We start from the raw sequence: 26,183 nt of genomic DNA, 5'->3' as shown, positions 1-26,183 counted from the left end.
GGACGCACCGCGGGCCCGCCCGGAGGGGGGGGGCGGGCCCGCGCGGTTGCTCAGACGGAGAGGGCGACCCCGGCCCCCGCCCGCGCCTGGGGCACCGTCGTCGGCGTCTGGTGGTCCAGGCAGGAGGCCATCGCCCGGTGCCAGCGGTTGCCCCTCAACCGCGGCTCCAGCACGGACACCGTGGCCCCGTACTTGCTGAACCCGACCTCGCGGAATCCGTGCTGGTGCAGGCGGCGCTCGGTGGAGGTGAGCCCGCCGCGCGTCTTGACCTCCAGCAGGACCATGTCCGGCCTCATCCCCACGGACCACCCGTTCCGGTACCCCACCAGGTCCGTGTCCACGGTCACCCGCTCCTCTCCCGAGAACGACACGACGGTGGCGCGCCGGTAGTCGGTGACCGCGCTCGCCGTGAGCACGTCCGGCGGCTCCATGCCGTACCCGAGCAGGGTGTCGTCCAGGAACCTGCGGGTGAGGGGGGTGAGCCGGTCGGGCGGCCCCTCGTACTCGATCCGGGTCTTGTCGGTGATGCCGCGGGCCCCCTTCAGCTTCACCTCGAACATGCGCGTCCCCGTGTCCACGTAGGTGCGCACCCGGGCCTTGAACCGCACCCGCCGCCCTCTTCGATGGTCGTGGAAGGTTCTCAGGTCGGGGGTGTCGAGGTAGGTGGACGAGTACCGGAACACCTGCTGCCCTCCGATCGTCAGCACCCCGAACCGCTCCTCGGCCCCCGCGAACAGGGAGTCCGCGAAGGTGACGGGCACCAGGTACTTGCGGCAGGTGCGTGTGACCAGGGCAGCGCGCGAGTTGATCTCGGCCAGCGTCATCGGGCGGAGGGCGGCCAGCGCCTCGGAGAGGGCCGGGGCGGAGGTGTCGGTGCTCATCGGTTGCCCACCAGCCAGGCCGGGAGGGCGACGGTGCGCTCGGGGGAGGACAGGGCCGCGTCGGACCTCGACGCGAGGTAGCGGACGTCCACGACCATGAGGTCCCGCACGTAGTCGACCTCGGTGACGTCCACCCGCTTCACACGGCCCCGCAGCCGCGCCTCCAGGTCCTGCCGCAGCGCGACGGGGTCCTCGTGCACCACGTCCAGCGTCATCACCCGTCGCAGGTGCCGTGAGAGCAGGCGCGGGTGGTCCGCCGCGTACAGGCCGGTGAGCAGGAGGACGTTGAGGCCCAGCAGGATCCAGGGCGTCTGTGCCGCGACCGCGTTGACCAGGCCGAGGGTGATCGCGGTGAAGTAGTAGCCGATCTCCCCCTGGCTGATGAGGTCGGACCGCAGGCGCAGGATCGACAGCACGCCGAACAGGCCGAAGCCGACGGCGAGCCCCACCTCCTGGTTGGTCAGCATCGACACCACGGCGAAGATGCCCGTGTTGAGGGCCACGTAGGCCAGCAGCAGGTCCCGCCGGCCGTGGCGGCGGAAGTAGAGGGCGTACGACAGGACGGAGATCGCGGTCAGGTCGACCGCCAGCGCGAACCAGAACATGGTGATCATCCTCTGGACGGGGGGTGAGGCGTCCATGAGGAGCACATGAGGGAATCCTCATCCGGTCATCCCGGTGACACGGGGCCGGGGGCCGTCCCGTACGCGAACGGGGCGGAGGCGTCACCGACGCCTCCGCCCCGCGCTTCCCCCGTGTCACCGGACCGTCGGCCCGGCCACGGGGCCGGGGTCCGGCCCCGCCCCGCGGCCGGCCCGGTCAGCCGGTCAGCCGGTACCCCATGCCCCGCACGGTCACGATCCGCTCCGCGCCGACCTTGCGGCGCAGGGCCCGCACGAACACGTCCACGACGTTCGACCCCGGGTCGTAGTCGTAGCCCCACACGTGGGACAGCATCTGCTGCCGGGTCAGGACCTGCCCGGGGTGCCGCATCAGCAGCTCCATCAGCCCGAACTCCCGGGCGGTGAGGTCGACCGCGTCGCCGTTCACCGCCACCCGTCTGGTGCGCAGGTCCAGGGCGAGTCCCCCCGCACGCAGGACCGTCAGGTCGGCGGGCCGCTCGTTGCGCATCCGCAGCCGCACCCTGGCCAGCAGCTCCTCGAACCGGAACGGCTTGGTGACGTAGTCGTCCGCGCCGATCTCCAGGCCGGTCACCGTGTCCCGCACGCCGTCGCGGGCGGTCAGGATCACCACGGGGATGTCCACGCCCAGCGAACGCACGCGCCGCAGCACGTCGAACCCGTCGGTGTCCGGGAGCCCGAGGTCCAGCAGCATCATGTCGAAACCGCCGGTCACCGCGTAGTCCACGGCCTCCGCCCCGGTCCCGACCACGGTGGTGGTGAATCCGCTGGACTCCAGGCCCTTGCGGACGAACGAGGCGATGCGCTCCTCGTCCTCGACGATGAGGATGCGGCTCACGCGTACTCCCTTCCTGCGGTGGTGGGGATGACCAGGGTGAACGTGGATCCGGCCCCCGGCGCGGACCTCAGGTCCACCCGGCCGTGGTGGGCCTCGGCGATGGCCCTGACGATGGCCAGGCCCAGTCCGGCGCCCCGGTCGCCCCGGGCGGCCCCGCCGCCCCGGGAGAAGCGCTCGAAGATCCTGCCGTGCTCCTCGGCCGGGATGCCGGGCCCCTCGTCGGTGACCCAGAACAGCACGTCGGGGCCGCTGACCGTGGAGCCGATCCGCAGGGTGGAGCCGGGCGCGGTGTGGCGGACGGCGTTGGCCGCCAGCTGCACCACGGCCTGGGTGACGCGCTGGGGGTCGAGCCGGGAGACCCCCTCGGCCACGGACTCCAGGCGCCAGTCGCGGTCGCCGAGCTTGCGCACCTTGGCGTCGATGTCGCTGGTCAGCTCGGCCAGGGACGTGTCCTCGGGACGGAGGAAGTCGGGCTGCTGGGACTTGGCGAGCAGCAGCAGGTCCTCGACGATCCGCGCCATGCGGTCCAGTTCGTCGGTGACCAGGCGCACGACCTCGCGGCGTTCCTCGGGGTCGTCCCCCATCAGCTCCAGGTGGCCGCGCACGATGGTGATGGGGGTGCGCAGCTCGTGCCCGGCGTCGTCGACGAACCGGCGCTGCGAGGTGAAGGCGCCCTCCAGGCGGTCCAGCATGCTGTTGAACTGCTCGGCGAGGGCGGCGATGTCGTCGCGGCCGGACACGTCGATGCGGCGGGTGAGGTCCTCCTCGGTGATGTACGCGGCGGTCTGCCGGATCAGCCGCACCGGTGCGAGGATGCGTCCGGCCACCCACCAGGCCGCGGTGCTCGCGGCGAGCAGGCCGACGAGGCTGACCAGCGCGATCGTCTGCATGGTGGTGATGACGGTGTCCTCGTCCGACTCGGTGAAGTAGCCGATGACGAACCATCCGGAAGCGCCCTCCCCGTCGGGGGGCAGGACGCGGATCTTCTCCCATTCGACGGGGCCGGCGGGGGAGTCCGCGGTGCCCCGGGCGTTCGGGTCCTCCAGGATCGCGGTGACCGCGTCGGCGTCGGCCGACAGGTCGTGGGGGGGTTCCTGGCCCTGGCGGATGCGCCCCGCCGGGGCATCGGCTCCGCCGGGCGCGCCGCCCGCGCCCCCGCCCGCGGTCTCGGGCCCCTCCACCCAGGCGAACAGGATCTCGGCCTCGTCGGGGTACTGGCGCTCCAGGTGGGCCCGGACCAGGGTGGACACGTCCGTGAAGGCCTCCCCGGTGCCGGGGTCGACGCCGACCTGCGCGAACTCCTGGAACTCGCCGATCTCCTGGGAGAGGGCGCCGTCGACGCGCTCGTCGTTGCGCGTGGTGAGCGCGCTCCAGGTGACCACGTTGACCAGGACGAGCACGGCCGCCATGAGCAGGACGACCCAGGCCATGATGAGGAGACGGGCCGGGATCCGCCGCCGCTGGGGGGCCTCGGGCTGCGGGCCCTCGAAGACCATGGTCGGGTACACGGAGGTGTCCTCCGGCCGGGACCACGCGCCCCTGCCGGGTACGCCGCTGAGGTCCTCCGTGGGAGAGTCCGCGCCGAAGTGACCCTCAGTCGTCATCGTCGTCGCCCCAGTCGTCATCGTCGCAGTCGTCGTCATCATCATCCCCGTTCCCGCACGTGTGTGCAGGTGACGGCTCCGGTTCGCCGCTCGGAGTCGTGGAGGGGGTCTCCGAGGGCGGGGCCGTTCCGGGGTGGTCGGGGTCCTCCTCGTCGGGGGTTCCGTCACCGTCGTGGTCGGTGACCGGGGGCGGTGGGGGGACGACGTCCTCGTCGGCCTGGTCCACGGGTTCGGCGCCGGGGGACTCCCCGACGACCACCTCGTGCGGGGGTGCTGCGTCCGACCCGCTCCCGGGCAGGGCCCACACCAGGACCGCACCCGCGACCAGGACGGCCGCGACGGCTGCGGCCAGCAGGGGCACCAAGGGTGATCTCATAGTCCGAGATCATCTCGGCTCCGGGCGAATACGAGATGAAACGGACATGAGGATCCTTTCATCCTGGCAGGTGGGGCGAGGGCCTCCTCGCCGGGTCCGATCGGGCACACGCGTCCTGCGCACGCGTCCTGCACACGGACGCCCCTCGACCTCGACTCGGGTCGGGCTTCGGGGGTTGCCCCGATCGGTCGGCGGCCCCGGCGGCGGGATCGGCGCGCGGGGGCCCGGGGTGAGGACGGCGTCCACGGGTTCCACGGCCGGAGGCGACGGGACCCGGACGGCGCACGGGGCGACGGCGACGGCGACGGCACGGCCGCGTCCTGGCGGGGGGCTCGTGGCCACGGTCGGCTTCCCCGGCGGGTAGGCGTGCCCGGTCCGGCGGAGCCCCGGCCGGCCCGGGGCGGAACGCGCCCGCCCGAGGGGCACGCCCGGATCCGCCGGGGCGCTCCCCGCCGGGGCGCTCCCCGCCGGGGCGCGGCTCAGGAGGCCGGTTCGGGCTCCCGCTCGGGCGCGCTGCTCTGGGGGACGGTGAGCAGCCTGATCCCGTACGCCCCCAGCACGGCTCCCGCCGCGGCGACCACGCCGCCGACCCAGCCGCCCCCGTACGTCTCGCCCATGAAGCCCACTCCCACCACGGTCGCGGCGAGCGGGTTGGTGAAGGTGGTGATCCCCAGGGGGGCTCCCAGGTCCATGCCCTGGTAGGCGGCCTGCGCCAGGAACAGCCCCAGCACGGCGATCACCGGTGTGGCCAGCGCGGAGGAGTGCAGCAGACCCATGGCGCCGACCTCCCCGATGACGGCGACGGCGGTCTTGACCGTGGCCGAGGAGACCCCGAAGGCCACGCCCGCGGCGCCCGCCAGGAGGTAGCTGCGCCAGGCGGTGGACCGGACGCGCCCCGCCAGCCACGCGGTGGCCAGCAGCAGGACCGTGGTGCCCAGGCCGACCACCGCGGAACCGGTGTCGTCGAGGACCCCGCCCTGCCCGCCCGTCACCGTCACCGAGAGCAGGGCGGCCAGCGCCACCACGGTGAACGCCGCCCCGCGCCACTCCTCGCGGGTGACCCGCCGCCCGCCCAGCCGGGCCGACCACGGGATGCCGAACACCAGGACCAGCACGCCGAGCGGTTGCACCACGCTCAGCGGGGCGTGGCTCACCGCCGCCACCTGGAATCCCGCGCGGCCCCCGTTGAACAGCAGCGACACCCACCACAGCGGGTGCCGCAGCAGCGCCTTCAGCTGCCGGCCGCCGGTGAGCGGCTCCGTCACCCGTACGGCGAGCCTCCGCTGGGCCACCGCGGCGGCCGTGTAGGCCGAGCACGACAGCACCGCGAACATGATTCCCAAGCCCGTCCCGAACACCATGACTGCCATGATCGCGCCCTCCGGGGGCGGTCGCGCCGCGGGGGAGCGGACGGACGGCGGGAACCTCCCCGGGGGACCGGCCGGAACCGGGGCCCGTCCGGGCGGGCGCCGCCGCCCGAAGCCGCTTCCGGGGAGGTCCCGGGGCCGCCGGGCCCGGAGGGCGGCGCCGGAACCGGGTCCCGGAGCACCGTGGCCGAGGCCACAAGCGGCCACGTGCGCGCCCTACCCGCGCTCGGCGACGGCGCCCCGGTACAGGGCGGAGACCACGCCCTCGATGTCCGGTTCGCGCAGCGTCAGGTCGACGACCTCGTGGCGCCCGGCGACCCGGGAGATCACCGCGGCCGGGTTGCCGGACAGCTCCAGCCATTGCCGGGGGCCGTCCACGCGCACGCACGCGCCGCCCTCCACCTCGATGGGCGGGGCTGGAGCGGCGAGGTCGACGACCAGGACGCGCGGCGTGGGCACGCTCGCGCGCAGGCCCTCCAGGTCGCCGTCGTACGCGAGGCGCCCCTTGTCGATGACGACGACCCGCCTGCACAGCCGCTCGACGTCGCCGAGGTCGTGGGTGGTGAGCAGGATCGTCGTGCCCTCCTCCGCGTTGAGCCGGAGGAGGAACTCGCGGATGGTCGACTTGCTGACCACGTCCAGTCCGATGGTCGGCTCGTCCAGGACCAGCAGGTCGGGGCCGTGCAGCAGCGCGGCGGTGAGGTCGCCGCGCATCCGCTGGCCCAGGCTCAGCTGCCGCACCGGAGTGGCCAGGAACGGGCCCAGCTCCAGGAGTCCGGTCAGCTCGGCCAGGCGGCGGGCGTGGTCGGCGGCCGGGACCCGGTACATGTGCCGGACCAGCTCCAGGCTGTCCTTCAGCGGCAGGTCCCACCACAGGGTGGTGCGCTGGCCGAACACCACGCCGATCCGCGAGGCCAGGCGGGTGCGCTCGCGGGAGGGCTCCAGCCCGTTCACGCGCAGGTACCCGGCGCTGGGTGTGAGGATGCCGGTCAGCATCTTCATCGTGCTGCTCTTCCCCGCTCCGTTCGGCCCGAGGTAGCCGACGATCTCGCCCGGCCGGACGGTGAAGGTCACGTCGGCGACCGCGCTGACGGTGCGGCGCCTCCGCCGCAGGAACGGGCCCTCGGAGAGGACGAAGTCGCGGCCCAGGCCGACGGCCTCGATGACGGGGCCGCCACCGCCGGTGTTCGGTTCGGACGTGGTCATCATCAGCTCCCGGTGGATCGGTAGTGGCGGAGGCCGAACCTCCAGCAGGCGCCGGCGACCGCGCACAGGGCGACGGCGACGAGGGGGGTGGCGAAGCGCAGGGGTTCCGGCAGCCCGGTCGGGTCCGGCCGGTCGAGGAGGTAGAGGGCGGGCTGCCAGGTGACGAAGGCCAGCGGCAGGACGAAGGTCGCGGCGCGCACGACGTTCTTCGGGTAGATCGCCATCGGGTACTCGGTGAGGGCCTGCCCGCCGTAGGTGATCGAGTTGGCGGCCTCCCGCGCGTCGGCGACGAAGAACTGGAGGCAGGCCCCGATGACCCAGACCGCGCAGCAGATCGCGGTCGCCGACACCAGCAGCACCGGCAGCATCAGCGCCTTGCCGACGCTCCAGTCGATGTCGCACGCCGCCAGGGCCGCGACGGTGACCGCCGAGCCGGGGACGATCCGGCCCAGGCGGCGGGGCGCGAAGCGGTCCGTCGCCATCTGGACCAGCGGCGGGACCGGCCGCACCAGCATGACGTCGAGGGAACCGGTCCTGATGTGCCGTCCCAGGACCTCCACCATGCCCATCACCATGTCGGCGCAGGCGAACGCGGTCGTGGCCATCCCGGCGATGAGCAGGCCCTCGGCCATCCCGAACCCGGAGACCTCCCCGGCATGGCCGAACACGACGAAGACGGCCCCCATCTCGGCGAAGGCGCCCAGGGCGGTCGACAGGGTCATCATGACCAGGGACGCCGGGTACTGCGCCAGGGCGCGGCACCAGGTCCATGCGAGCAGCACGTAGGCCCGGACCGGCCAGAGCACGGACTCGCGGGTGCGGGCGAGGAGGTCAGCCACCCTGGACCACGACCTTCCGCGTGGCGTGGGAGGTGACCCGGGCGCCGAGGGCGAGGAGGGCGACCGCCCACGCGGCCTGGAGGGCCAGGCCGCCGAGGGGGCTTCCGCCGGGCAGGGACTCCTTGCCCAGGAAGACCTCGGCGGGGATCTGGGCGATGGAGGCCCACGGGAGCACGCGCAGCACGTCGGCGACCGCCGGGGGGAAGAGGGGGAGCGGGATCAGCATCCCGGCCGCCACCGGGCCGAGCAGCCCGGCCACCGCCCAGATCCCGGTGGAGTCCATCAGCCAGAACCCGGCCAGCTCGTACAGGTAGCGCAGCGCGAACGACACGAGCGCGGCCAGGACGAAGGAGACCAGGGCGATCGCCCAGCGGCCCGGTTCGGAGGGGACGACCAGGTCGAACAGGACGAGGCCGACCGCGAACGTGGGCACTCCGCGGAAGACGAGGTTGAACGTGGCCCGCCCCATGTCGTCGGCCAGCCACCAGCCCATCATCGAGACGGGGCGGAGCATGTCGGTGGCGACCGCTCCGCTGCGGACGCGTTCGCCGAGTTCCAGGGGCGGTCCCATGATGGCGACCATGCCGATGAGGGCCTGGCCGACGAACACCTGGGTGACGGCGTCGCCCGCGTCGTAGCCGTTGATCTCGGGCCGCACCGAGAAGAGGGCGAGCATGACGGCCGCGTTGATCGCGCCGAAGACGGCGTTGGTGAAGATCCCGGCGATCGTGGCGACGCGGTAGGTGGAGTAGCGGTGCAGGCCGAGGGCGTACACCGCGAGGTAGACGCGCATGGGCGCGGGCTCCCGGGGGTCGAGACGTGCAGGTGGTGACCGGTCCCGACACCGGGGCGGAGCCCCGGCGGAGACGCGGTGTCCGGCACGTCCCTGACGCCGTGGGGCTCAGGTCCGGGTCGCCGCGAGGGACCGACGCTAGCACAGCCCGGGCCGGCGCAGAGGGGGATCCGCGGACCGGAACCGGCCGAGCGGGCGCCGGGGGAGGACGCCCCTCCGGCCGGGGCGGCGGGGATCGGTGGGTCGTCCCCGGTGGAGGCCGGTCCGGGCCGGCGACGTTGCGGCGGCCGGCGAAACGTCGGGCGCCTAGATTCTCCCGATGTGAACACCGAACAGCACACGGGACCGGCGCGGGCCGCCGCGCCGCCCCTCGAACACCGGACCATCCGGCCGCGCATCCTCTACTTCGGCACGCCGGTGGTCCTGATCTCCACCGCCAACGACGACGGCACGCCCAACCTCGCGCCGATCTCCTCGGTCTGGGCCCTGGGACACCTGCTGGTGCTGGGGCTCGGCGCCACGGGGCAGACCGCGCGCAACCTGGCGGAGCGCCCCGGGTTCGCGGCCTGCTTCCCGGCGGCCGAGGACTGGTCGCGCGTCGAGCGCCTGGCCCCGCTGACCGGGCGCGACCCCGTGCCCCCGGGCAAGCCGCCCGGCTGCCGCTTCGAGGCGGACAAGTTCGCCGCCGCCGGCCTGACCCCGCAGGAGTCCGAGCTGGTCGCCCCGCCCCGCGTGGCGGAGTGCCCGCTCCAGCTGGAGGCCCGGGTGGTACGGGCCGACGCCGACGCCTCGGGGGACCTCGTGGTGGTCCAGGCCGACGTGCTGCGCGTGCACGCGGACACCCGCGTGGTGGTGCCGGGCACCGACCACGTCGACCCGTCGCGCTGGAACCCGCTGATCTACAACTTCCGCCACTACTTCGGGCTCGGGCGGCAGCACGGCCACTCGCACCGCTCCGAGACCCCGGCCCCCTGACACGGGGTGTCACGGACGGGGGCGGGGCGCCGGTGCCTCCCCGGTCACCGGCGGCCGCGCCGCCCCCGCCGCTCAGCCCGACCCGCCCCCTCTCCCCCGGGAGGGGGCTCCGGGTCAGGCGAGTCCGCGCCCTCCGGAGCGGCCCGACACCGACATGCGGACCACCGTCGGCAGGCGTTCGAGTTCGAGGGACTCCCTCAGGGAGGCGACGGGCCCGTCCCGGCAGGTGCGCCACACGTCGGCGGGGTCCGCGTCCTCGGTCAGCACCAGGTCCAGCCACAGGCGGGGCTCGCGGGAGGACTCGGTGAAGTGCGCCCGGCCGCGCCGCACCCGGGGGTCCGCGCAGGCCTCGGCGACCACGGCGTCCCCGGCGGCGGACGCGGGGACGCCGGTCCGCCCCGACGCCGTGTCCTCACCCACCCGCAGCCGTCCGGCACGGTTCGAGCGCCCCTGTACGAGCAGCCACCGCACCGCCGACACCGTCACGACCAGGGCGACGGCGGCGACGACGTACGGTGTCCACGGCCAGGCCAGGGCCGTTTCCAGCGGTCCGCCCCCGACCGGCGCGGCGGCGGTGGCGCCGCCGAGGAGGCCCCCTCCGGCGGCGAGGCCCGCTGCCCCGCACAGCACCAGGGGCAGCCCCGTGAGCACCAGACCGAGCCTGTTGCCGCGCGCGGTCCTCCGGGCCCCCTTGTGCGGGAACCCCCGGATCGTGGACGCGGTCGGCCCGGGGGAGGGCCCGTCCGGCTCCGCGACCCCTCCCGGCGGGACCTCCCGCAGGGCGCCGTTCTCCTCCATGGTCACGCCTCCTCCCTGAGCCGGACGACGACCCGCGGGGCACGGAGCGGCCGGAGGTCCTCCACCCTCCGGCGCACCACCGCCTCCACCCGCTCGCCGAGCCAGCCCGCCTCGCGTATGTGCGTCCGGACCTCGATCCGCACGGTGCGGCTCCCGCCCCGGACCCGGACCGAGCCGACGCCGTCGACCCCGCGGGCCTCGACGGCGAGGATGTCGCGCAGGCCCCTGCGGGTCAGGCCCGCCACCGTGTCCCGGTCGTCGGTCCGCAGGGCCAGGTGGCCGCCGGTCCCCGGCAGGAGCGCGGTCAGCACCAGCGTCAGGCCGACGGCGGCGGCCACGGCCGAGAGCACCATGGCCTCGGGCGCCTCCCAGGGCGTGGACGACACGCGGGAGAGGCTTCCGTCGATCCCCGTGAGCGGCGACGGCGCCCCGTCCGCACCCGCGGTGGTCACCGCGACCGCCAGCCCGCCGACGACGGCCACCGAGACCGCCGCGACGGCGGCGGGCAGCGACCGCTGCGGCCGGAAGACCCGCACGGCGGTACGCCGCGCGGTCCGGACCCCGGCGGGGGAGGGGCCCGCGGGTGTCCTCTGCTTCTGTGACGCCTCCTGGAGGGAAGTCATGTCCGCGTCCTTCGTGTCAGGGGTCAGCGCACCCGCGGGGCGGGCACGAGTTCGACGATCTCGATGTCGGCGCTGTGGACGGTGAGGCCGGTGAGCGCCTCCACCGTCGCGGTGACGTGCGCCCGGACCTCCTCCGCCGTCCGCGCGAGGGGTGACGGGTAGGCGACGGCGATCTCCAGGCGCAGCGCGACGCGGGAACCCCCGCGCCGTACCCCGGCCCGTGCCGGTCCGCGCCCCGCCAGCCCCCCGAGCCGTTCGGCGAGGGGGCGGACGCGGGGGTGCTCGGCCGCGGCCGTGAGCGCCACGCGCTCCACCACCCGGTCGGCGACGGTCGTGGAACCCCGCTCCTCCGGCGGGGCCGTGGAGGGCCCCGCGGGCGCTCCCCCGCGGAGGGGGGAGCGCGCCGCGTGCGCCCGCCGGCCCGGCGCCCCGGCGGGGATCACCGGCGGTCACCTCGTTCGCGCCGGGTGAACAGTTCGGCGAGGTCCACCTCGCCCGCGTACGCCCGTCCGGCCAGGAACCCGGCCGTCCCGAGTACGAGGACGAGGAGGAAGGCCCCGAAGCCGCCGAAGGCGGCGGCGAGACCGAGGACCGCTCCGAAGGCGAGTCCGACGATCGGCCACATGGGTCCCGCTCCTCCTCTCGTCCCTGCGGCCGGCCCCCGGTCCGGGGACCGGCCGGTTCTCATCGGACCCTCGGCTCGGCGGAGGGCTGGTCCTCGCCCTCGTCGGGGAGGTGGATGTCGTCGACGGCCACGTTGACCTCGGTGACCTCCAGGCCCGTCATGCGCTCCACGGCGGTGATGACGTTGCGCCGTACCGCGCCCGCGAGGTCGGGGATGGAGACCCCGTACTCGACGACCAGGTTGATGTCGACGGCCGCCTGGCGCTCGCCCACCTCGACGGCCACGCCGCGCGCGGCGGTGTTCGTGGAGGTCGAACCGGGGATGCGCTCACGGACGGCGTCGAAGGCGCGGGCGGCCCCGCCGCCCATCTGGTGCACGCCCCGGACCTCGCGGGCGGCCATGCCGGAGATCTTGGCGACCACGTGGTCGGCGATCGACGTGCGTCCGTTGCCGGAGCCCGCCTCCCGGTCGCGGTCGGTGCGGGCGGGGGCCGAGGCGTCCCGCAGCGGGGCGGGGGCGAGACCGCCGCCGGCCACCGCCTCGTCACCGCGGTTCCCGTCGTTCTGAGCGTTCTTCGCGGTCATGGGCCGTTCTCCTTCGTCGGTGGGATGCGTCTTGCGTTGTCGCTTCGTCACAGGGGAGGACACGGGGAACGGGCCCGGGCTCACGCCCTCTCTTGTGTGACCTGCATCACTATCAGGATAGGAGCATCGGGGCGGTGCTGTGCGTGTTCGATCGAAAACCTAGGGTAGTTTCGCTGTGCGCGTGTACTGGGAGGGGTGGCCTTACCACCGATGCACAGGGAAACCGCACTGCCGGAGAGCGTGCTCGTGGAGCGCGCCCAGGACGGGGACGACCGGGCCTTCGAGATCCTCGTCCGCAGGCACCAGGACACCGTCTACCGGATCGCCCTCCGCGTGGTGGGCGACCCCGGCGACGCCCGCGACGCCGCCCAGGAGGCCCTGGTCACGGCCTGGCGCAAGCTCCCCGAGCTCACCGACCCCCAGAGCTTTCCCGCCTGGCTCCACCGGATCGTGGGCCGGCGCGCGCTGAACGTCCTGAGGGCCAGGAGGCCGGAGGCGCCCGTCGAGGACGACGAGGGGTTCGCCGCCCCCGGCCCCGGGCCGGTGGGGGAGGCGATCGCGGGCGACCTCCGGGAGGCGCTGTTCAACGCGCTCTCGGGGCTCCCGCCCCCGCAGAGGACCTGCTGGGTCCTGCGCGAGATGGAAGGATTGGGTTATGAAGAGATAGCGGCGATCGTCGACACGACCCCGACCGCCGTGCGTGGACGCATTCACCGCGCGCGTACCCATCTCGTGGAGGCGCTTGAGCCATGGCGGTAGACCCGTCCGACGACCACGACCGGCTCCCCTGCGGGAATTCGGTGGACGCCCTCCTGCGACACCTGACGTCCGGGGAGCCCACACCGCACGAGTCCGCCTGCGAGTACTGCCGGGAGCAGGCGGAGGAGCTGCGCCCCCTCGTCTCGGCGGTCCGGCGGACCGGTGACCAGGAGGTCGGCGCGCCCCCCGGCCTGCTGGCGGACGTGATGCGCGCCGTGCGCGCGGAGAGGCGCACCAGCGGCACCGTCGTCCTGTCGGGCCCCGGGCCCGGGGGCACCGAGGTCCGGGGGACCGCCGTGGCCGCCATGCTGCGCGCCTCCGTCGAGTCCGTCCCCGGCGTGGTCGTGGGCCGCTGCCGGGTCGAGCAGACGCCGGAGGGGCTCGTCGTCCTGGCCACGGCGCGGGTGGCCCTCGGCCTGCCGATCGTCGAGGCCGCCGAGGAGGCGCGGCGCGCCATGCGCTCCCTGGTGGAGGACCGGCTGGGGCTGCGCGCGGCCCGCGTGGACATCGACGTCGTCGACCTCGACGACCCCGCGGGATAGCCGCGCCGGGCAGACCGCCGGTGCGCCTCCGCACCGACCCGCCGCGGTCCCCGGGCCGCCCCTCCCCGGCCTTCCGGCGGGCTCCGCACCGCGCCTCCTGGCCGTCCGGCGGCCCGGTCCGGCCGATCGGGGGATGCCCGGCCGCGTCCCCGCGCGCCACCCTTGGCCGGAGGGTACGCCGAGGAGAGGACGCACGAGATGGACGCCACAGCGGTGCCGCCGGCGCGAGGGGAGCGCCGACTCGCCCCCGACCTGGCGCGGGGGTTCATGCTGCTGCTCATCGCCATGGCCTACGCCGGGGTGTACGCGGGGGCGGGCTTCGGCACGGACGCCTCCGGAGCGGCTCCGCTCGACAGGGGCGCGGCCTTCGCGACCACGCTGCTGCTGGACAACCGGGCGTTCCCGATGTTCGCGATCCTGTTCGGCTACGGACTGGCGTGGACGGTCGCCCGCCAGTCCGCGCGAGGCGCCCCCGAGGCCGAGGTCCGCCGCCTGCTCCGCAGGCGAGGGCTCTTCCTCCTGCTGTTCGGCCTCGTGCACGCGCTGCTGGTGTTCCCCGGCGAGATCCTCGCCTCCTACGGCGTCGCCGCCCTGGTCACCGGGTGGCTGCTGCTGCGCTCCACCCGGGCCGTGACGCGCGCGGCCGTGGCGTTCGCCGCGCTCTACGCGGTGACCGTCCCCCTGGCGATGGTCGGGATGAGCCTGGGCACCGCCGGCGCCGAGGGCGGCGAGGTGTACGCCGTCGCGGGGTACCTCACCGCCGGGGACTGGGCGGCCCGCCTGATCGGGCTCCCGTTCGGACCGGTGTTCGTCGCGATCGCCTACCCGCTGTTCCTGCTGGTGGTGCTCGGCTACCGGGCGGGCCGCGCGGGGCTGCTGGACGACCCGGAGGCGCACAGGGGGCTGCTGGCGCGTGTCGCGGCGGTCGGCGTGGCCGTGTCCGTCGCTGGAGCCCTGCCCTCCGCCCTCACGGCAGTGGGCGCACTGGAGCCGGGAGCGGTCGCGCAGGGCCTGATGATGGCGCTCCAGGTGCTGACCGGTGTCTTCGGCGGGGCCGGGTACGCGGCCCTGTTCACGCTGTGGGCGATCCGCCTGGACCGCGGCCGGGGGCCGCTGACCCGCACCGTCGCGGCGGTGGGAGAGCGCTCCCTGACCTTCTACATCCTCAACTCGGTGCTGGTCGCGGCCGTGCTCCACCCCGACCTCGCGGGGATGGGGCCGAGGGTGGGAGGTTTCGGCGCGCTGGTCGTCGCGGCCCTGGTCTGGCTGGTCGGCCTCGGCCTGGCCGCGTGGCTCGCCGGGTCGGCGCGTCCCGGACCCCTGGACGCGCTCATGCGCCGTCTCGTGCACGGAGGCCGGCGCCGCGCAGGGCCGCACGCGGGCTGAGCCCGCAGGCCACGCCCACCTCGTACGGCGTCCTCGCACGGCGGGGCCCGGGCCGCCCCGCGGGCGCGGCGGCCCCCGGGCCTTCCCGGGACCCGGGCGCGCCGTCGGCCGGGTCCGCGTCCGACCCGGCCCCGTCGTCCGGGCCGGGCACGAGCGCGAGCATGATCAGGGAGAGCCCGACGGCGCTGATCAGCGCCAGCGCGAGCATCATCCCGGGGGACCGCCAGACCGCGTCGACCCCTCCGGGGCCGGTCCCCGGGACTCCGAGGCCGACTCCGGCCCCGATCGACGTCAGGCCCTGGACGGGGAAGCCCGCCAGGCCGCCGGCGATCTCGGCGGCGGCCAGGACCGTCACGGCCCCGGCGGCGGCCCTGACGGCGAACAGGGGGCCTCGGCGGAGGACGCGCGGTCGGGATTGCGCCCCCCGGCGCGCCCCGGGGGACGCGTCGCGGGCTCCGGCAGCGGTTCCGGTCGGCTCGATGTCGGTCACGTCGCGCACCTCGTGGATCGTCGCGTGCGAGTGGTCGCACCTCGCTTGCACTCCACCCCGTGGAACGGTGACGAACGTCCGGATCATCGCAGGTGGAGTGCGGTTTCGCTCACATCCTCCAGGTGTTCCCGGAGCGATGCCGCGCGGGCGCGCCGGGCCGGCGCACCCGCGCGGACCGGACCCGCGGCGGCCCCTCCGGTGCGGGGGCCGCCGCGGGCGGGGACGGCGGCGGCCGGTCGGACCGCGGGCGGCGACTCCGCTCCGTGACGGACGTCACTCCGAGTCGTTACCTCGTCGTCACGGAGTGACGAACGGGCGCAACGTCCGCCGGGCACCTTCGGGTCCATGGACGTCTCCGATGGTGACCACGGGAACAACGACCACCGCCACGGCTTCCTCGGCCGCGAGGCACTCGACCTGGGCGCACTGCTCCTCGCGGCGGGGGCTTCGCACGTCGTGGTGCTCTCCCTCGGACACAGCGACGGCGGTGTCCGCACGCTGATCGGCGTGGGGGTGCTCCTCCTCGCGGTCTCCGCGCTGCACCGCTGGCACCGGCACCGAGCCGCGCACGCGCCCCGGCGCCGCGGACCGCGCGCGGACGCGGCCGGGAGCGCGGCGGGGGACGCGGCGGGGACCGGGCCCGCGGCCGGAGCGGGCCCGGCCCCGACCGGCGGGGCCGCACCGGACGGCGGATCCGGGAGGGGCGGGGACGCCGGGGCGGGGACCGCGCCGTACGCCGCGCACGACCCGGCCGACGACCGGTTGTGGGGGGTGAGGGTGACCGTCGCCGATGTGCCCGGCGGCCTGGCGGCGCTCACCGCCCGGTTCGCGGCCCTGGGGGTCGACATCCGGCTGATGCAGGTGCACCCCGCCGGGACCGACGCCGTGGACGAGTTCTTCGTCAGCGCCCCCGCGCACGTGGGGGAGGAGGCGCTGCACACCGCCGTGCGCGAGGCGGGCGGCCGGGACGCGCTCGTACGGCCCGCCGACGTCCACGAACTCAGCGACACCACCAGCCGCACCCTCGCCCTGGTCAGCGCGCTGATCGCCGGGGCGGCCACCCTGGAGCGCTCCCTGCTCGCGCTCACGGCGGCCCACGAGGTGGAGCACGCCGACAGCCCTCCCGCCGGGCTGGGGAGGGAGGACCTCTCGGGCGCCTCCATGACCCTGCCCGCACCGGACGGGGGCGTGCTCACCGTCCGCCGGAACGGGGTGCCGTTCACCGCCGTGGAGTTCGCCCGGTGCCGCGCGCTGGTCCAGGTGGCCTCCTCCCTGCACGCCCGGACGCGCCGGGGCTGAGCCCGCACGGGTCGCGACGGGGGTGCGGGGGACCGTGCCGCGGCCCGGGAGGCGGGGCCGTGGCCGGCGTCCCCGGGGCCGGGACGGGGGCCGGAAAAAGGGAGCACGCGCGTGACGTGCCACGACGCGCGGGAGCCTTCCACAGGTACGTGGAATCGGGGAGAGCCGGCGTTTTCGTGGGTACAGGTGACGTATGGCAACTCCCCCCTCACTCCTCACGCTTCCCCCGCCCGCCCGGACACGGTCCGTCCGCTCGATGGTCGCGGTCCTGGCCGCGGCGTGCGCCCTCCTCCTGGGCGCCGTCGTGCTCGCGCCCCCGGCGTCCGCCGCCCCCGGCCCCGCCGCCTCCGGACCGGAGCTGCGCCAGGGCAGCACGGGACCGGAGGTGACCGCCCTCCAGGAGCGGCTCACCGAGCTGGGCTACTGGATCGACGGCGTGGACGGCCAGTTCGGCTTCCACACGGACCAGGCGGTCGTGGCCCTCCAGAAGGCCGCCGGCCTCGACCGCGACGGCGTGGTCGGCCCCGCCACCCGCGCAGCGCTCGACGAGGGCGTGCTCCCCTCCGCCACGACCACCTCCGGCGACCTGCTGGAGATCGACCTGGAGAGGCAGCTGCTCCTGGTGGTCTCCGACGGCGAGGTCGAGCGCGTCGTCAACACCTCCACCGGCTCCGGCCAGCCCTACGAGGGCTCGGACGGCAGCGAGCGGATCGCCACCACCCCCACCGGCACCTACACCGTCTTCCGCGACGTGGACGCCTGGGACCCCGGCCCCTACGGCGCCCTCTACCGACCCAAGTACTTCAACGGCGGCATCGCCGTCCACGGATACCCGAGCGTTCCCGCACAGCCCGCTTCCAAGGGGTGCGCGCGGGTGAGCCTGGCCGCGATGGACTGGCTCTGGGAGAGCGGGAACATCGACGTGCACACCTCCGTCCTCGTCCGCTGACCCCTTCCGGCGCCGGGGTGCTCCGCCCCGGCGCCGGGCGCCGGCCGGGCGCCGTGGCCCTCGCGGCGTCCGGCAGGGGTGCTCCGGCCGACGCGCCCCGTGCGCGTTCCGGGCGGAGGTCCGGCGTGAACGCCGCCCGGGCGGGAAGATGACGGGCAGCCGTGCGCAGGCGCCGCCCGGCGGAGAGGAACTGCCCCGGTGCCCTTCCTGATCGCCACGGAGCCGGGAGACCCCGGCCGGCCGAACGAGGACTTCGCCGCCGCCACCGCGACCAGCGCCGTGCTGTTGGACGGGGCCACCGCCCCGGTCGGCCTGGACGACGGCTGCTCCCACGGCGTCGCCTGGTACACGCGGCGGCTCGGCGCGCTCCTGCTGGCCGGAGCGGACGCGGGGGCGCCCCTCCGCGACTCCCTGGCCGAGGCCATCGCCACGGCCTCGGCGCTGCACGCGGACACCTGCGACCTCGACAACCGGCAGACGCCGTCGGCGACGGTGGTGGCGGTGCGGGTGGGCGGCGGGCGGCTGGAGTACCTGGTGCTGTCCGACTCCGTCCTGCTGGTGGAGGACGGAGCGGGCGGAGCGGTCGTGGTCGCCGACACCCGGCTCGACGACCTGAGGGCCGAGCCGGACCGCCGGGGCGCGATCCGGGACCTGCGCAACGTGCCGGGCGGCTTCTGGACGGCGGGGGCGGACACGCGTGCCGCCGAGGAGGCGATCACCGGAACCCTGCCCGCACGCCCCTTCGCAGCGATGACCGACGGGGCGGGCCGGGTGGCCGAGACTTTCGGCGACCTGAATTGGGGACAGATTCTCGCCCTGGTATCGGACAAGGGACCCCGTTCCCTGGTGGACCGGGTCCGCGTACTGGAAAGAGCCGATCCGGAGCGGTCGGAGTTCCCGCGGGGCAAGGCGAGCGACGACGCCACCGTCCTGGCGTGGGCTCCGGAGGGCTAGTTTCGGTCCCGCTAAAACTAGTGATTCGGTTAACCTGCTTTTCGGGGAAGCAAGATCATTTCCATGCTTTCCCAGGTCGCGCCGCTCCCACCATTTCCCATCATTGCGGACGTTTCCCTCGGGGTGTCAGATGACATTTGCTGTGTTGCGCACAAAAATTCCACAGTGGGGCGCGACGGGGCGTCCACGTCACAGGCCAGGGAGACCCACGCCTCTCCGGAACCCGGGCACCAGGCGCTTTCGCGTGTCGTGTTCATCCGGTAGATTTCCTGGTAACCGAACCGTCGGAGTTCCCTCCACAACATCCCGAGACCGGCCTTCGGTGTTCTCTCAGCCCCCTTGTTCGCGTTTGCGCCACTCGGGCGTACCACGCACGGAAGAACTACATGACGTCGATTTCGACCGGTGAAAAGGAGACGATGTGAGTCCCACAAACATCCTTGAGCCCACCGGTCCCAACATCGCCCTCGGCCGCACCACATGGCTGGACAGCGTCCTGTCCACCCCCAGCGCAACCGTCGAGCGCCGCCTCCCCGTGCAGGCGCTGGTCGGCTACGAACAGCGCCCCAACCCCCTGGACGCCGAGAACCCCGCCGAGTTCCTGCTGACCATGCGCCGCTACCTCGTCTGGGCGGGCGACTGGTCCTACCTCGAACTCGAGTACCTGTGCGGGGGAGCGGTCAAGAGCTCCACCTTCCAGCAGGCCCTCGAAGGCACCGAGCTGCCCAGATACGTGTTCCTCATGGCCTTCGTCACCGCCTGCGCGGGTACCGACGACGGTGAGCGCCGGCGCTGGGTCACCGCCTGGCAGCGGCTCCGCTCCGCCGGGTACTGATCCCCCGGGGGCCCGTCCCCCTCCGGAGACGGCCGCCCCGTCTGCTGTGCGTGCGTGTCCGAAACACCCACGCCGCTCGCGGCGGCCCGCCGGTCCGGCGAGTTCCACCCCTGCCGGCGCACCGCCCCGGACGCCGTCGGCGCCCACCGTGCGGAGGGGCTCCGGCACGCCTGGACCGACCTCCCGCCGGGTTCCGGCAGGTCCCTCGCCGAGCTCGAAGCGGCCCGACGTCTCGGCCGCCGCACCGTCGTCCCCGTGTCCGACGCCGCCGCCCGGGACCGGCGGCGGAACCGCGGCCCGGCCCCGGCGGGGACCTCGGAGGAGTTCTCCGAACAGGGCCACAGCGGCACCCCGCACAGGGATACTGGTCCCCCGAGCCCGCGGTCCCTTCACCCTCGCGCCACCACCCGTTCGGCTGTCCCTCGTTCCGAGCTGGTTGGCTGCGGCGCGGGCGTGTCCGCGCCCCCTTCCCCCTCACCCCCAGGAACGACCCATGAGCAAGACCATGGCGGCCACAGCGGCTCTCACCGTCGCCCTCACCGGGACGGCCGCCCCCGTACACGCCGACGAACGGCACTCCGCCGGAACGGATCCCGGGGGCGTCGCACTGTCCGCGGTCGGTACCTACCGCACGGGCTCCTTCGACGCGGCGGCCGCGGAGATCGTCGCCCACGACCCGCGCTCCCAGCGGCTGTTCGTGGTCAACGCCGCGGCCGCCACGGTCGAGGTCCTCGACATCTCGGACCCGTCCGCACCCGCCAAGCTCCTCGACCTGAGAGTCGCCGGGGTGGCGGCCGCGGACGGGTCGGTGGTCGGGGAGGGGGCGGTCGCCAACTCCGTGGCGGTCCACGACGGCGTCGTGGCCGTGGCCGTCGAGGCCGCGGACCGCACCGACGACGGCTGGGTGGTCTTCTTCGACACCGGGGGCGGGGCGCTGAACGCGGTCCGGGTCGGCGCCCTGCCGGACATGGCGACCTTCACCCCCGACGGCCGACACCTCCTGGTCGCCAACGAGGGCGAGCCCGACGACGCCCACACCGTCGACCCGGAGGGCTCCGTCAGCGTGATCAGGGTGAACCGCAGGCCGGCCGCCCTCACCCAGGACGACGTGCGCACGGCCGACTTCCGCGCCTGGGACGGGGACAGGGAGCTCCACCCCGACGTGCGGGTGTTCGGGCCGGACCTGTCCACCGGCGAGCCGGGAACCCCCGGCCGGGTGGCGCGCAACCTCGAACCCGAGTACATCGTCGCGGACACCGCCTACAGCGCGCACGTGGTCCTCCAGGAGGCCAACGCGTTCGCCGTCCTGGACCTGCGCACCGTGGAGTTCACCGACATCGTGCCCTTCGGGGTCAAGGACCACCTGGAGCCCGGCAACGGACTGGACGCGTCCGACCGCGACGGGGCGGTCCGGATCGAGAACTGGCCGGTGTACGGCATGTACCAGCCCGACGGCTTCGACAGCTACCGGTGGCAGGGCCGGACCCTGCTGGTCACCGCCAACGAGGGGGACTCCCGGGACCGGGACGGCTACTCGGAGGAGGCCAGGCTGGCCGACCTGGTCGAGGAGACCCCGCTGTGCGAGGACTCCCCGCGCCTGCGCGACTTCGTCGACGGCAACGACCTGGGCGTCACTTCGCCGGAGGGGCTGGCCGACGACGCCGCCCTCGGGAGGCTGACGGTCACCGCGGCCGACGGCCTGCGCGAGGACGGCTCCTGCTACGAGGACGTGTACGCGTTCGGCGGCCGGTCCTTCTCGATCTGGACGGCGGACGGGGAGCAGCTCTTCGACTCCGGTGCCGACTTCGAGCGGATCACCGCGGAGGCCGAGCCGGACTTCTTCAACTCCAACCACACGGAGAACAGCTTCGAGAGCCGCAGCGACGACAAGGGCCCCGAGCCGGAGGGCGTCGTGCTGGGCGAGGTGTCCGGCCGCACGTACGCGTTCATCGGCCTGGAACGCGTGGGCGGGGTCATGGTGTACGACGTCACCGACCCGAACGCCGCCTTCCACGTGCAGTACCTCAACAACCGGGACTTCTCCGCCGAGCCCGGGACCCGGGAGACCGGAGACCTCGGCGCCGAGGGTCTGGCGTTCATCGCGGGCGACGACTCGCCCGTCCCGGGGGTGCCCCTCCTGGCCGTGGCCAACGAGGTGTCCGGGTCGACCACGCTCTACCGGGTGGACCCGGCCTGACGCCGGGCCCGGACCCGGCGTCGGGCCGGGTCCGGGCCCGAACGGCCTGCCGGGGGGCGGCTACTCGGTGAACTCCAGGCAGAACGGGTGCCCGGCCGGGTCCGCGTAGACACGGAACGGGACGCCGGGGGCGTCGTGCGTACGCGCCAGCGGTGTGGCTCCGAGGGCGACCACCCGGTCCTCCGCCGCGTCGATGTCGTCCACCCGGATGTCGAAGTGCATCTGCTGGGGCCGCTCCGGGTCCGGCCACGCCGGCGGCCGGTGGTCCGGGGCGAGCTGGAAAGCGAGGTGCGGTCCCTCACCGTCGCCGATCTCCACCCAGGAGCCGTCCGCGCCCTCGTAGGTGACGGGCAGCCCCAGGAGCTCGGAGTAGAACCCGGCGAGCGCGGCCGGGTCCGGGCAGTCGATGGCGATGGTGCGCAGTCGTCCGATCATGGCCGCAGGATGCCACAGGCCCGCCGGGGCGGCCGGGGTTTCGTGCGCGGTCGGGCCGCGGGCCGCAGCGGCCCGGCCTCCCCGGTCCCCGGCGGGGTCCGCCCTGAGGAGGCCGGGCGTTCCCCGGCCCCCGCTGCCGGTCGGCGGGCCGTCCGGGGCAGGCCCCTTTCCCGTACAGTGGTCAATGCGGAGAGTGAGACATAGGTCACTCAATGGCATGGCGTTCTCCGCGTCAGACCTCCGTCCCGGCTCCGTCAGGTGGATGAGGCGCCGCCGCGGAGTACCGGCCGTGTCCGGTGCCGGACCACGACACGGAGAAGGAACAGGAAGGCCACCATGGCTCGCAAGGACCGCGACCCCATTCCCGACGACCTGACGCCCGAGGAGCGCAAGGCCGTCGAACGCCAGGGCGACCAGCTCGCCTGGGAGCGGAGCCAGGGCAGCATCCCCGGTTTCGGTGAGCACGGCTGCGGCTCGTCCGGCGACGACTAGCTCTTTCCGGGGCGCTGCGGGAACGGGCCCGGGGCGCGCGGGACGGACACCGGGAGGGGTTCTCCGTCCCGCGGCGCGGCTCGACCGCGAAAGGCCGGCCCGAAGGGTGGCGGGACGCCGCGGCGCTCCCCGTACGACGCCGCGGGGAGCCGGCGGGGCGGGCCGGTGCGGGTCCGCCGCGCACGGCGGCCTCCGGGGCGGGGTCGGCCGCGCCTCGAGTGTGACTAGGTGCACCCAGTGCTTCGTTGCACTTAGTGCACTCTGGTGTCTAGCGTGAAACCGTGAACGACCAGCACCGACAGCCCTCACGTGACCGGCGTGCGGCTCTCAAGTCGCGCCACCGTCGCGCCATCGTCGAGGCCGCCGCCGCGCTGATGACCGAGAGCGGGGGGACCGGCTTCACCGTCGACCAGCTCGCGGAACGGGCCGACGTCTCCCGCCGGACCGTGTTCAACCACTTCAGGTCCCTGGACGACATCGTCCTCGAGGTGTTCGGCCAGATGCTGGAGGCGATCGTCGACAGCATCGAGGCCAACCTCACTGCGGCGGACGCCGACCGCCCGGGGAGCATGTTCGACGAGTTCGCCGCGGCGATACGCAGCACCGACCTGCTCACCCCGATCACCCGGCTCAAGCAGTTCCTCAAACAGGAGGGGCACGAACCGGCCCCGAGCCGTGCGGCGCTGTTCGAGCGGGCGATGAACGACGTGAGCGCCCGCCTGGCGGCGATCATGACGCGCCGTCACCCGCGTGTCGACCCGCTCGTGGTCGACCTCATGTGCGGCGCGCTCATCAGCGGCGGCGCGGTCACGGTCCAGCGCTGGGAGCAGACCACCGGGGGAGTCGTCACCGCGTCCTCCCGCCGGGTCTGGTCCGAGCTGCTGGACCGCATGATCGCCGTCAACCGGGACGGGTACGGCTCGGTCGGCCCCGCCTCCTCCTGAGCGCACGACGCGCTCCCACCACCCATCTCCGTTTGGCAGACAACAACCATGGCTGAATTTCTCTACAGACTCGGGCGCGCGTGCGCACACCGCGCCAAGACCGCCATAGCGATCTGGCTGGCGCTGCTCGTGGCGGCCGGTACCGCCTTCTTCCTCTTCTCCGGGGAGCTGGAGGACAGCTTCTCCATCCCGGGGACGCCCACCGACGAGGTGGAGCAGCTCCTGTCGCAGGAGTTCTCCGGTATGGGCGGCGGCGCGGGCACCGTCGTCTACCAGACCGAGGACGGCTCGGCCTTCACGGAGGAACAGCAGGACGCGATCGCCGACCGCGCGGAGGAGGCCGCCGAGGCCTCCGGCGTCGAGACGACGGTGGACCCGTTCGCCACCGAGGACCAGCGGGCCGACCAGCAGCAGGAACTGGAGGACGGCCGCGAGGAGCTCGAGTCCGGACTCCAGGACCTCGAAGCCGGCCAGGCGGAGCTCGACGCGGGCCGCGCCCAGGCCGAGGCCGCCGGGATGCTCGACCAGGCCGAGACCGGGCTCGACGCCGAACAGGCCGTGATCGACCAGAACCTCGAGGAGATCGAGACGGGCCTGGAGGAGCTCGAACGGGGCGAGGCCATGCTGGAGATGGCCTCCGGGATCCGCACGGTCTCCGAGGACGGCAGCACCGCCCTGGTCAACATCGCCTTCACCGACAGCCAGACGGAGATCTCCCAGGAGACCCGCGACGCCGTCATGGCGGTCTTCGAGAGCGACCCGGTGCCCGGCACCACCGTCGACTTCGGCAACGACATGGCCATGGCGATGCCCAGCCTGGTCAGCACCGCCGAGGTGATCGGCGTGATCGTGGCCGCCGTGGTGCTGGTGGTCATGCTGGGAACCCTGGTGGGCGCCGGCCTGCCGATCCTGACGGCGCTGATCGGCGTCGGTGTCGCCACCCTGATCGCGATGTCGCTGTCCGGGGTGCTGGAGATGGCGTCGGTGACGCCGATCCTCGGCCTGATGCTCGGTCTGGCCGTCGGCATCGACTACGCGCTGTTCATCGTCAACCGCCACCGCCGCCAGCTCAAGCAGGGCGCCGAGGTCGGCGAGTCCATCGGCCTGGCCAACGGGACCGCGGGCAACGCCGTGGTCTTCGCGGGAACGACCGTGCTCGTCGCGCTGCTGGGGCTGAACCTGACCGGGATCGGTTTCCTCGGCCTCATGGGCAGTGTGGGCGCGATCTCCATCGCCGTCGCCGTGTTCATCGCGATCACGCTCGTCCCGGCGCTGCTGTCGCTGATCGGCATGCGCATCCTGTCGCGCCGCGAGCGCGGACGCCTCGCGGAGAACGCCGCCGCGTCCGCCGGGGGCGGGAACACGGGCGGGTCCGAGAGCATCCGGCCGATGTCGACCGGCCGGGCCGTGCTCCAGGCCGCCGTCGCCGTGATCGCCCTGGTCATCATCGCCCTGCCCGCCCTGGGCCTGCGACTGGGCATGCCGGACGGCTCCGCGGAGCCCACCGACTCCACCCAGTACCGGGCCTACACCGCCGTGGAGGAGAACTTCGGAGCGGGACAGAACGGCACGCTCCTGGTCGTCGCCGAACTCACCGGCGGACCGACCGACGAGGCCGCCGAGCAGAACGCCCTGGACGAGCAGGCACAGGTCGCGGAGGAGCTCTACTCCCACGACGACGTCTCGGCGGTGGCGCCCATCGGGATCTCCGACGACCACTCCCTGGCCATCTTCCAGGTCGTGCCCGAGGACGGCCCGTCCAGCGAGACCACCGAGGAACTCGTGCACACCCTCCGCGACATGGAGCCGATCGACGGCGCCGGGCCGCTGGGCGTCGCGGGCATGGCCAGCGGCAACATCGACATCTCGGAGACCCTGAGCGAGTCGCTGCCGACCTACCTCACCGTGGTCGTGGGCCTGTCCCTGGTGATCCTGCTGCTGGTGTTCCGGTCGGTCTTCGTGCCGGTCGTGGCCACGCTCGGGTTCGTGCTGTCCTTCTTCGCCTCGCTGGGCGGGGTGGTGGCCGTCTACCAGTGGGGATGGCTGGGAGGCCTCTTCGGGATCGAGAACACCGGGCCGGTGCTGAACTTCCTGCCCACGCTCCTGGCCGGCATCCTGTTCGGCCTGGCGATGGACTACATGCTCTTCATCGGTACGGGCATGCGCGAGGCCTACGTGCACGGCGACCCCGCCCGGGTGGCCGTGGTGCGCGGGTTCCACGCCGGCCGCGCCGTGGTCACCGCCGCGGCGATCATCATGATCTCGGTGTTCGGCGGGTTCGTCTTCTCCCACAGCGTCATGATCAGCTCGATCGGGTTCGCGCTCGCCTTCGGCGTGCTCATCGACGCCTTCGTCGTGCGCATGGCGCTGATCCCCGCGCTCATGCACCTGGCGGGGAACGGTGCGTGGTGGCTGCCCAGGTGGCTCGACCGGATCCTGCCCGACATCGACGTGGAGGGCGCCGCCCTGGAGAAGCGCCACCCGCACGAGCGGGGGGCCGAGGACGGCGACGCCGCCGCAGACGCGGGCCCCACCCCGGAGAAGGACGCCGACGAGGTGTCCTCCCGACGGGGCTGAGGCACCTGTCCCACCAGGGCCCGGGGGCGGTCACCGCCCCCGGGCCCTCGTCGCGTCCGGGCCGCGGGACCGCCCGGCGGCCGTCGGCCGGGCGCGATGTCGCCGGGCGCGTTGCCGGAGACGTACACCGTCCGCGCCCTAAGCTGGCATGACTGTGCGTTCGACGAGAACACC

At 74.1% G+C, this 26,183-nt stretch carries 28 protein-coding genes; 12 read left to right on the top strand and 16 right to left on the bottom strand.

All coding sequences use genetic code 11. The features are described 5' to 3' along the window. Positions 1–50: 50 nt before the first annotated feature. The 9 genes from ABZ234_RS07435 to ABZ234_RS07395 form a co-directional block, all read right to left on the bottom strand. Positions 51–881, bottom strand: coding sequence for a polyphosphate polymerase domain-containing protein (locus ABZ234_RS07435; protein WP_355011397.1), 831 nt, complete (start codon positions 879–881; stop codon positions 51–53). Next, positions 878–1,486, bottom strand: a complete 609-nt coding sequence (locus ABZ234_RS07430) for a DUF4956 domain-containing protein (RefSeq protein ID WP_344180286.1) — start codon at positions 1,484–1,486, stop codon at positions 878–880. Before ABZ234_RS07430 ends, ABZ234_RS07435 begins: the two co-directional genes overlap by 4 nt. Before the next feature lie 214 nt (positions 1,487–1,700). After that, positions 1,701–2,360 carry a response regulator transcription factor gene (locus ABZ234_RS07425; RefSeq protein WP_267947280.1) on the bottom strand — a complete coding sequence of 220 codons (660 nt, stop codon included), beginning with the start codon at positions 2,358–2,360 and terminating at the stop codon, positions 1,701–1,703. Then, positions 2,357–3,964 carry an ATP-binding protein gene (locus ABZ234_RS07420; protein ID WP_355011396.1) on the bottom strand — a complete coding sequence of 536 codons (1,608 nt, stop codon included), beginning with the start codon at positions 3,962–3,964 and terminating at the stop codon, positions 2,357–2,359. The genes ABZ234_RS07425 and ABZ234_RS07420 overlap by 4 nt, the downstream gene beginning before the upstream one ends. After that, positions 3,954–4,340, bottom strand: a complete 387-nt coding sequence (locus ABZ234_RS07415) for a hypothetical protein (protein ID WP_344180242.1) — start codon at positions 4,338–4,340, stop codon at positions 3,954–3,956. The genes ABZ234_RS07420 and ABZ234_RS07415 overlap by 11 nt, the downstream gene beginning before the upstream one ends. Before the next feature lie 479 nt (positions 4,341–4,819). Beyond that, complete coding sequence (locus tag ABZ234_RS07410) at positions 4,820–5,710, bottom strand: DMT family transporter (RefSeq protein WP_355011395.1); 891 nt, start codon at positions 5,708–5,710, stop codon at positions 4,820–4,822. Between the two features lie 213 nt (positions 5,711–5,923). Beyond that, positions 5,924–6,913 carry an ATP-binding cassette domain-containing protein gene (locus tag ABZ234_RS07405; protein WP_355011394.1) on the bottom strand — a complete coding sequence of 330 codons (990 nt, stop codon included), beginning with the start codon at positions 6,911–6,913 and terminating at the stop codon, positions 5,924–5,926. 2 nt (positions 6,914–6,915) lie between these two features. Then, positions 6,916–7,752: an ABC transporter permease gene (locus ABZ234_RS07400; protein WP_355011393.1), complete on the bottom strand. Its 837-nt coding sequence runs from the start codon at positions 7,750–7,752 to the stop codon at positions 6,916–6,918. Then, positions 7,745–8,545, bottom strand: coding sequence for an ABC-2 family transporter protein (locus tag ABZ234_RS07395; protein WP_355011392.1), 801 nt, complete (start codon positions 8,543–8,545; stop codon positions 7,745–7,747). Before ABZ234_RS07395 ends, ABZ234_RS07400 begins: the two co-directional genes overlap by 8 nt. 321 nt (positions 8,546–8,866) lie before the next feature. On the opposite strand from ABZ234_RS07395, the gene ABZ234_RS07390 reads away from it, so the two are divergent. Further along, positions 8,867–9,520, top strand: coding sequence for a flavin reductase family protein (locus ABZ234_RS07390; RefSeq protein ID WP_355011391.1), 654 nt, complete (start codon positions 8,867–8,869; stop codon positions 9,518–9,520). A gap of 114 nt (positions 9,521–9,634) precedes the next feature. On the opposite strand, the gene ABZ234_RS07385 is transcribed toward ABZ234_RS07390, so the two are convergent. Genes ABZ234_RS07385 through ABZ234_RS07365 form a run of 5 tightly spaced genes read right to left on the bottom strand, consistent with a single transcriptional unit; the run spans position 9,635 to position 12,150 of the window. Continuing rightward, positions 9,635–10,318 (bottom strand): hypothetical protein, encoded by a 684-nt coding sequence (locus ABZ234_RS07385; protein ID WP_355011441.1) that lies wholly within the window; start codon positions 10,316–10,318, stop codon positions 9,635–9,637. Between the two features lie 2 nt (positions 10,319–10,320). Then, positions 10,321–10,941 carry a DUF6286 domain-containing protein gene (locus ABZ234_RS07380; protein ID WP_344180224.1) on the bottom strand — a complete coding sequence of 207 codons (621 nt, stop codon included), beginning with the start codon at positions 10,939–10,941 and terminating at the stop codon, positions 10,321–10,323. A 23-nt stretch (positions 10,942–10,964) separates the two neighbouring features. Next, positions 10,965–11,384: an Asp23/Gls24 family envelope stress response protein gene (locus tag ABZ234_RS07375; RefSeq protein ID WP_355011390.1), complete on the bottom strand. Its 420-nt coding sequence runs from the start codon at positions 11,382–11,384 to the stop codon at positions 10,965–10,967. Continuing rightward, the gene (locus ABZ234_RS07370) at positions 11,381–11,566 is read right to left on the bottom strand and encodes a hypothetical protein (protein WP_330159983.1); all 186 of its coding nucleotides are present in this window, start codon (positions 11,564–11,566) and stop codon (positions 11,381–11,383) included. Before ABZ234_RS07370 ends, ABZ234_RS07375 begins: the two co-directional genes overlap by 4 nt. A gap of 59 nt (positions 11,567–11,625) precedes the next feature. Then, the gene (locus ABZ234_RS07365) at positions 11,626–12,150 is read right to left on the bottom strand and encodes an Asp23/Gls24 family envelope stress response protein (protein WP_355011389.1); all 525 of its coding nucleotides are present in this window, start codon (positions 12,148–12,150) and stop codon (positions 11,626–11,628) included. 210 nt (positions 12,151–12,360) lie between these two features. On the opposite strand from ABZ234_RS07365, the gene ABZ234_RS07360 reads away from it, so the two are divergent. The 3 genes from ABZ234_RS07360 (at position 12,361) to ABZ234_RS07350 (ending at position 14,837) form a co-directional block, all read left to right on the top strand. Further along, the gene (locus ABZ234_RS07360) at positions 12,361–12,909 is read left to right on the top strand and encodes a sigma-70 family RNA polymerase sigma factor (RefSeq protein ID WP_267947268.1); all 549 of its coding nucleotides are present in this window, start codon (positions 12,361–12,363) and stop codon (positions 12,907–12,909) included. Next, on the top strand, positions 12,900–13,451 hold the full coding sequence (locus ABZ234_RS07355) for a hypothetical protein (protein ID WP_355011388.1): 552 nt from the start codon (positions 12,900–12,902) through the stop codon (positions 13,449–13,451). Before ABZ234_RS07360 ends, ABZ234_RS07355 begins: the two co-directional genes overlap by 10 nt. A gap of 198 nt (positions 13,452–13,649) precedes the next feature. Continuing rightward, positions 13,650–14,837: a DUF418 domain-containing protein gene (locus ABZ234_RS07350; RefSeq protein WP_355011387.1), complete on the top strand. Its 1,188-nt coding sequence runs from the start codon at positions 13,650–13,652 to the stop codon at positions 14,835–14,837. Here the strand turns inward: ABZ234_RS07350 and ABZ234_RS07345 are convergent. Next, entirely contained in the window at positions 14,782–15,327 is a 546-nt protein-coding gene (locus ABZ234_RS07345) for a hypothetical protein (protein WP_355011386.1), read from the bottom strand. The genes ABZ234_RS07350 and ABZ234_RS07345 overlap by 56 nt on opposite strands. A 345-nt stretch (positions 15,328–15,672) precedes the next feature. Here ABZ234_RS07345 and ABZ234_RS07340 point away from each other — a divergent pair, with 345 nt between their 5' ends. The 5 genes from ABZ234_RS07340 (at position 15,673) to ABZ234_RS07320 (ending at position 21,561) form a co-directional block, all read left to right on the top strand. Next, positions 15,673–16,626 carry an ACT domain-containing protein gene (locus ABZ234_RS07340; protein WP_355011385.1) on the top strand — a complete coding sequence of 318 codons (954 nt, stop codon included), beginning with the start codon at positions 15,673–15,675 and terminating at the stop codon, positions 16,624–16,626. Between the two features lie 193 nt (positions 16,627–16,819). Next, positions 16,820–17,575, top strand: coding sequence for a L,D-transpeptidase family protein (locus ABZ234_RS07335; protein WP_355011384.1), 756 nt, complete (start codon positions 16,820–16,822; stop codon positions 17,573–17,575). Positions 17,576–17,773: 198 nt separating this feature from the next. Further along, entirely contained in the window at positions 17,774–18,529 is a 756-nt protein-coding gene (locus ABZ234_RS07330) for a hypothetical protein (RefSeq protein WP_355011383.1), read from the top strand. A gap of 421 nt (positions 18,530–18,950) precedes the next feature. Continuing rightward, the gene (locus ABZ234_RS07325) at positions 18,951–19,364 is read left to right on the top strand and encodes a hypothetical protein (protein WP_267947261.1); all 414 of its coding nucleotides are present in this window, start codon (positions 18,951–18,953) and stop codon (positions 19,362–19,364) included. Positions 19,365–19,857: 493 nt separating this feature from the next. Further along, entirely contained in the window at positions 19,858–21,561 is a 1,704-nt protein-coding gene (locus ABZ234_RS07320; protein WP_355011382.1) for a choice-of-anchor I family protein, read from the top strand. Positions 21,562–21,621: 60 nt separating this feature from the next. On the opposite strand, the gene ABZ234_RS07315 is transcribed toward ABZ234_RS07320, so the two are convergent. Continuing rightward, entirely contained in the window at positions 21,622–21,996 is a 375-nt protein-coding gene (locus ABZ234_RS07315; RefSeq protein WP_267947259.1) for a VOC family protein, read from the bottom strand. Between the two features lie 336 nt (positions 21,997–22,332). Here ABZ234_RS07315 and ABZ234_RS07310 point away from each other — a divergent pair, with 336 nt between their 5' ends. The 3 genes from ABZ234_RS07310 (at position 22,333) to ABZ234_RS07300 (ending at position 26,009) form a co-directional block, all read left to right on the top strand. Next, complete coding sequence (locus ABZ234_RS07310) at positions 22,333–22,488, top strand: hypothetical protein (RefSeq protein WP_267947258.1); 156 nt, start codon at positions 22,333–22,335, stop codon at positions 22,486–22,488. A gap of 281 nt (positions 22,489–22,769) precedes the next feature. After that, complete coding sequence (locus ABZ234_RS07305; protein ID WP_267947257.1) at positions 22,770–23,432, top strand: TetR/AcrR family transcriptional regulator; 663 nt, start codon at positions 22,770–22,772, stop codon at positions 23,430–23,432. 48 nt (positions 23,433–23,480) lie between these two features. After that, complete coding sequence (locus tag ABZ234_RS07300) at positions 23,481–26,009, top strand: MMPL family transporter (protein ID WP_355011381.1); 2,529 nt, start codon at positions 23,481–23,483, stop codon at positions 26,007–26,009. Positions 26,010–26,183: the final 174 nt, after the last annotated feature.

Source organism: Nocardiopsis sp. NPDC006198 (assembly GCF_040613895.1).
GTDB lineage: Bacteria > Actinomycetota > Actinomycetes > Streptosporangiales > Streptosporangiaceae > Nocardiopsis > Nocardiopsis tropica.
Note: the sequence above shows the minus strand (reverse complement) of the source record. Positions and strands in the feature narration are given on the sequence as shown.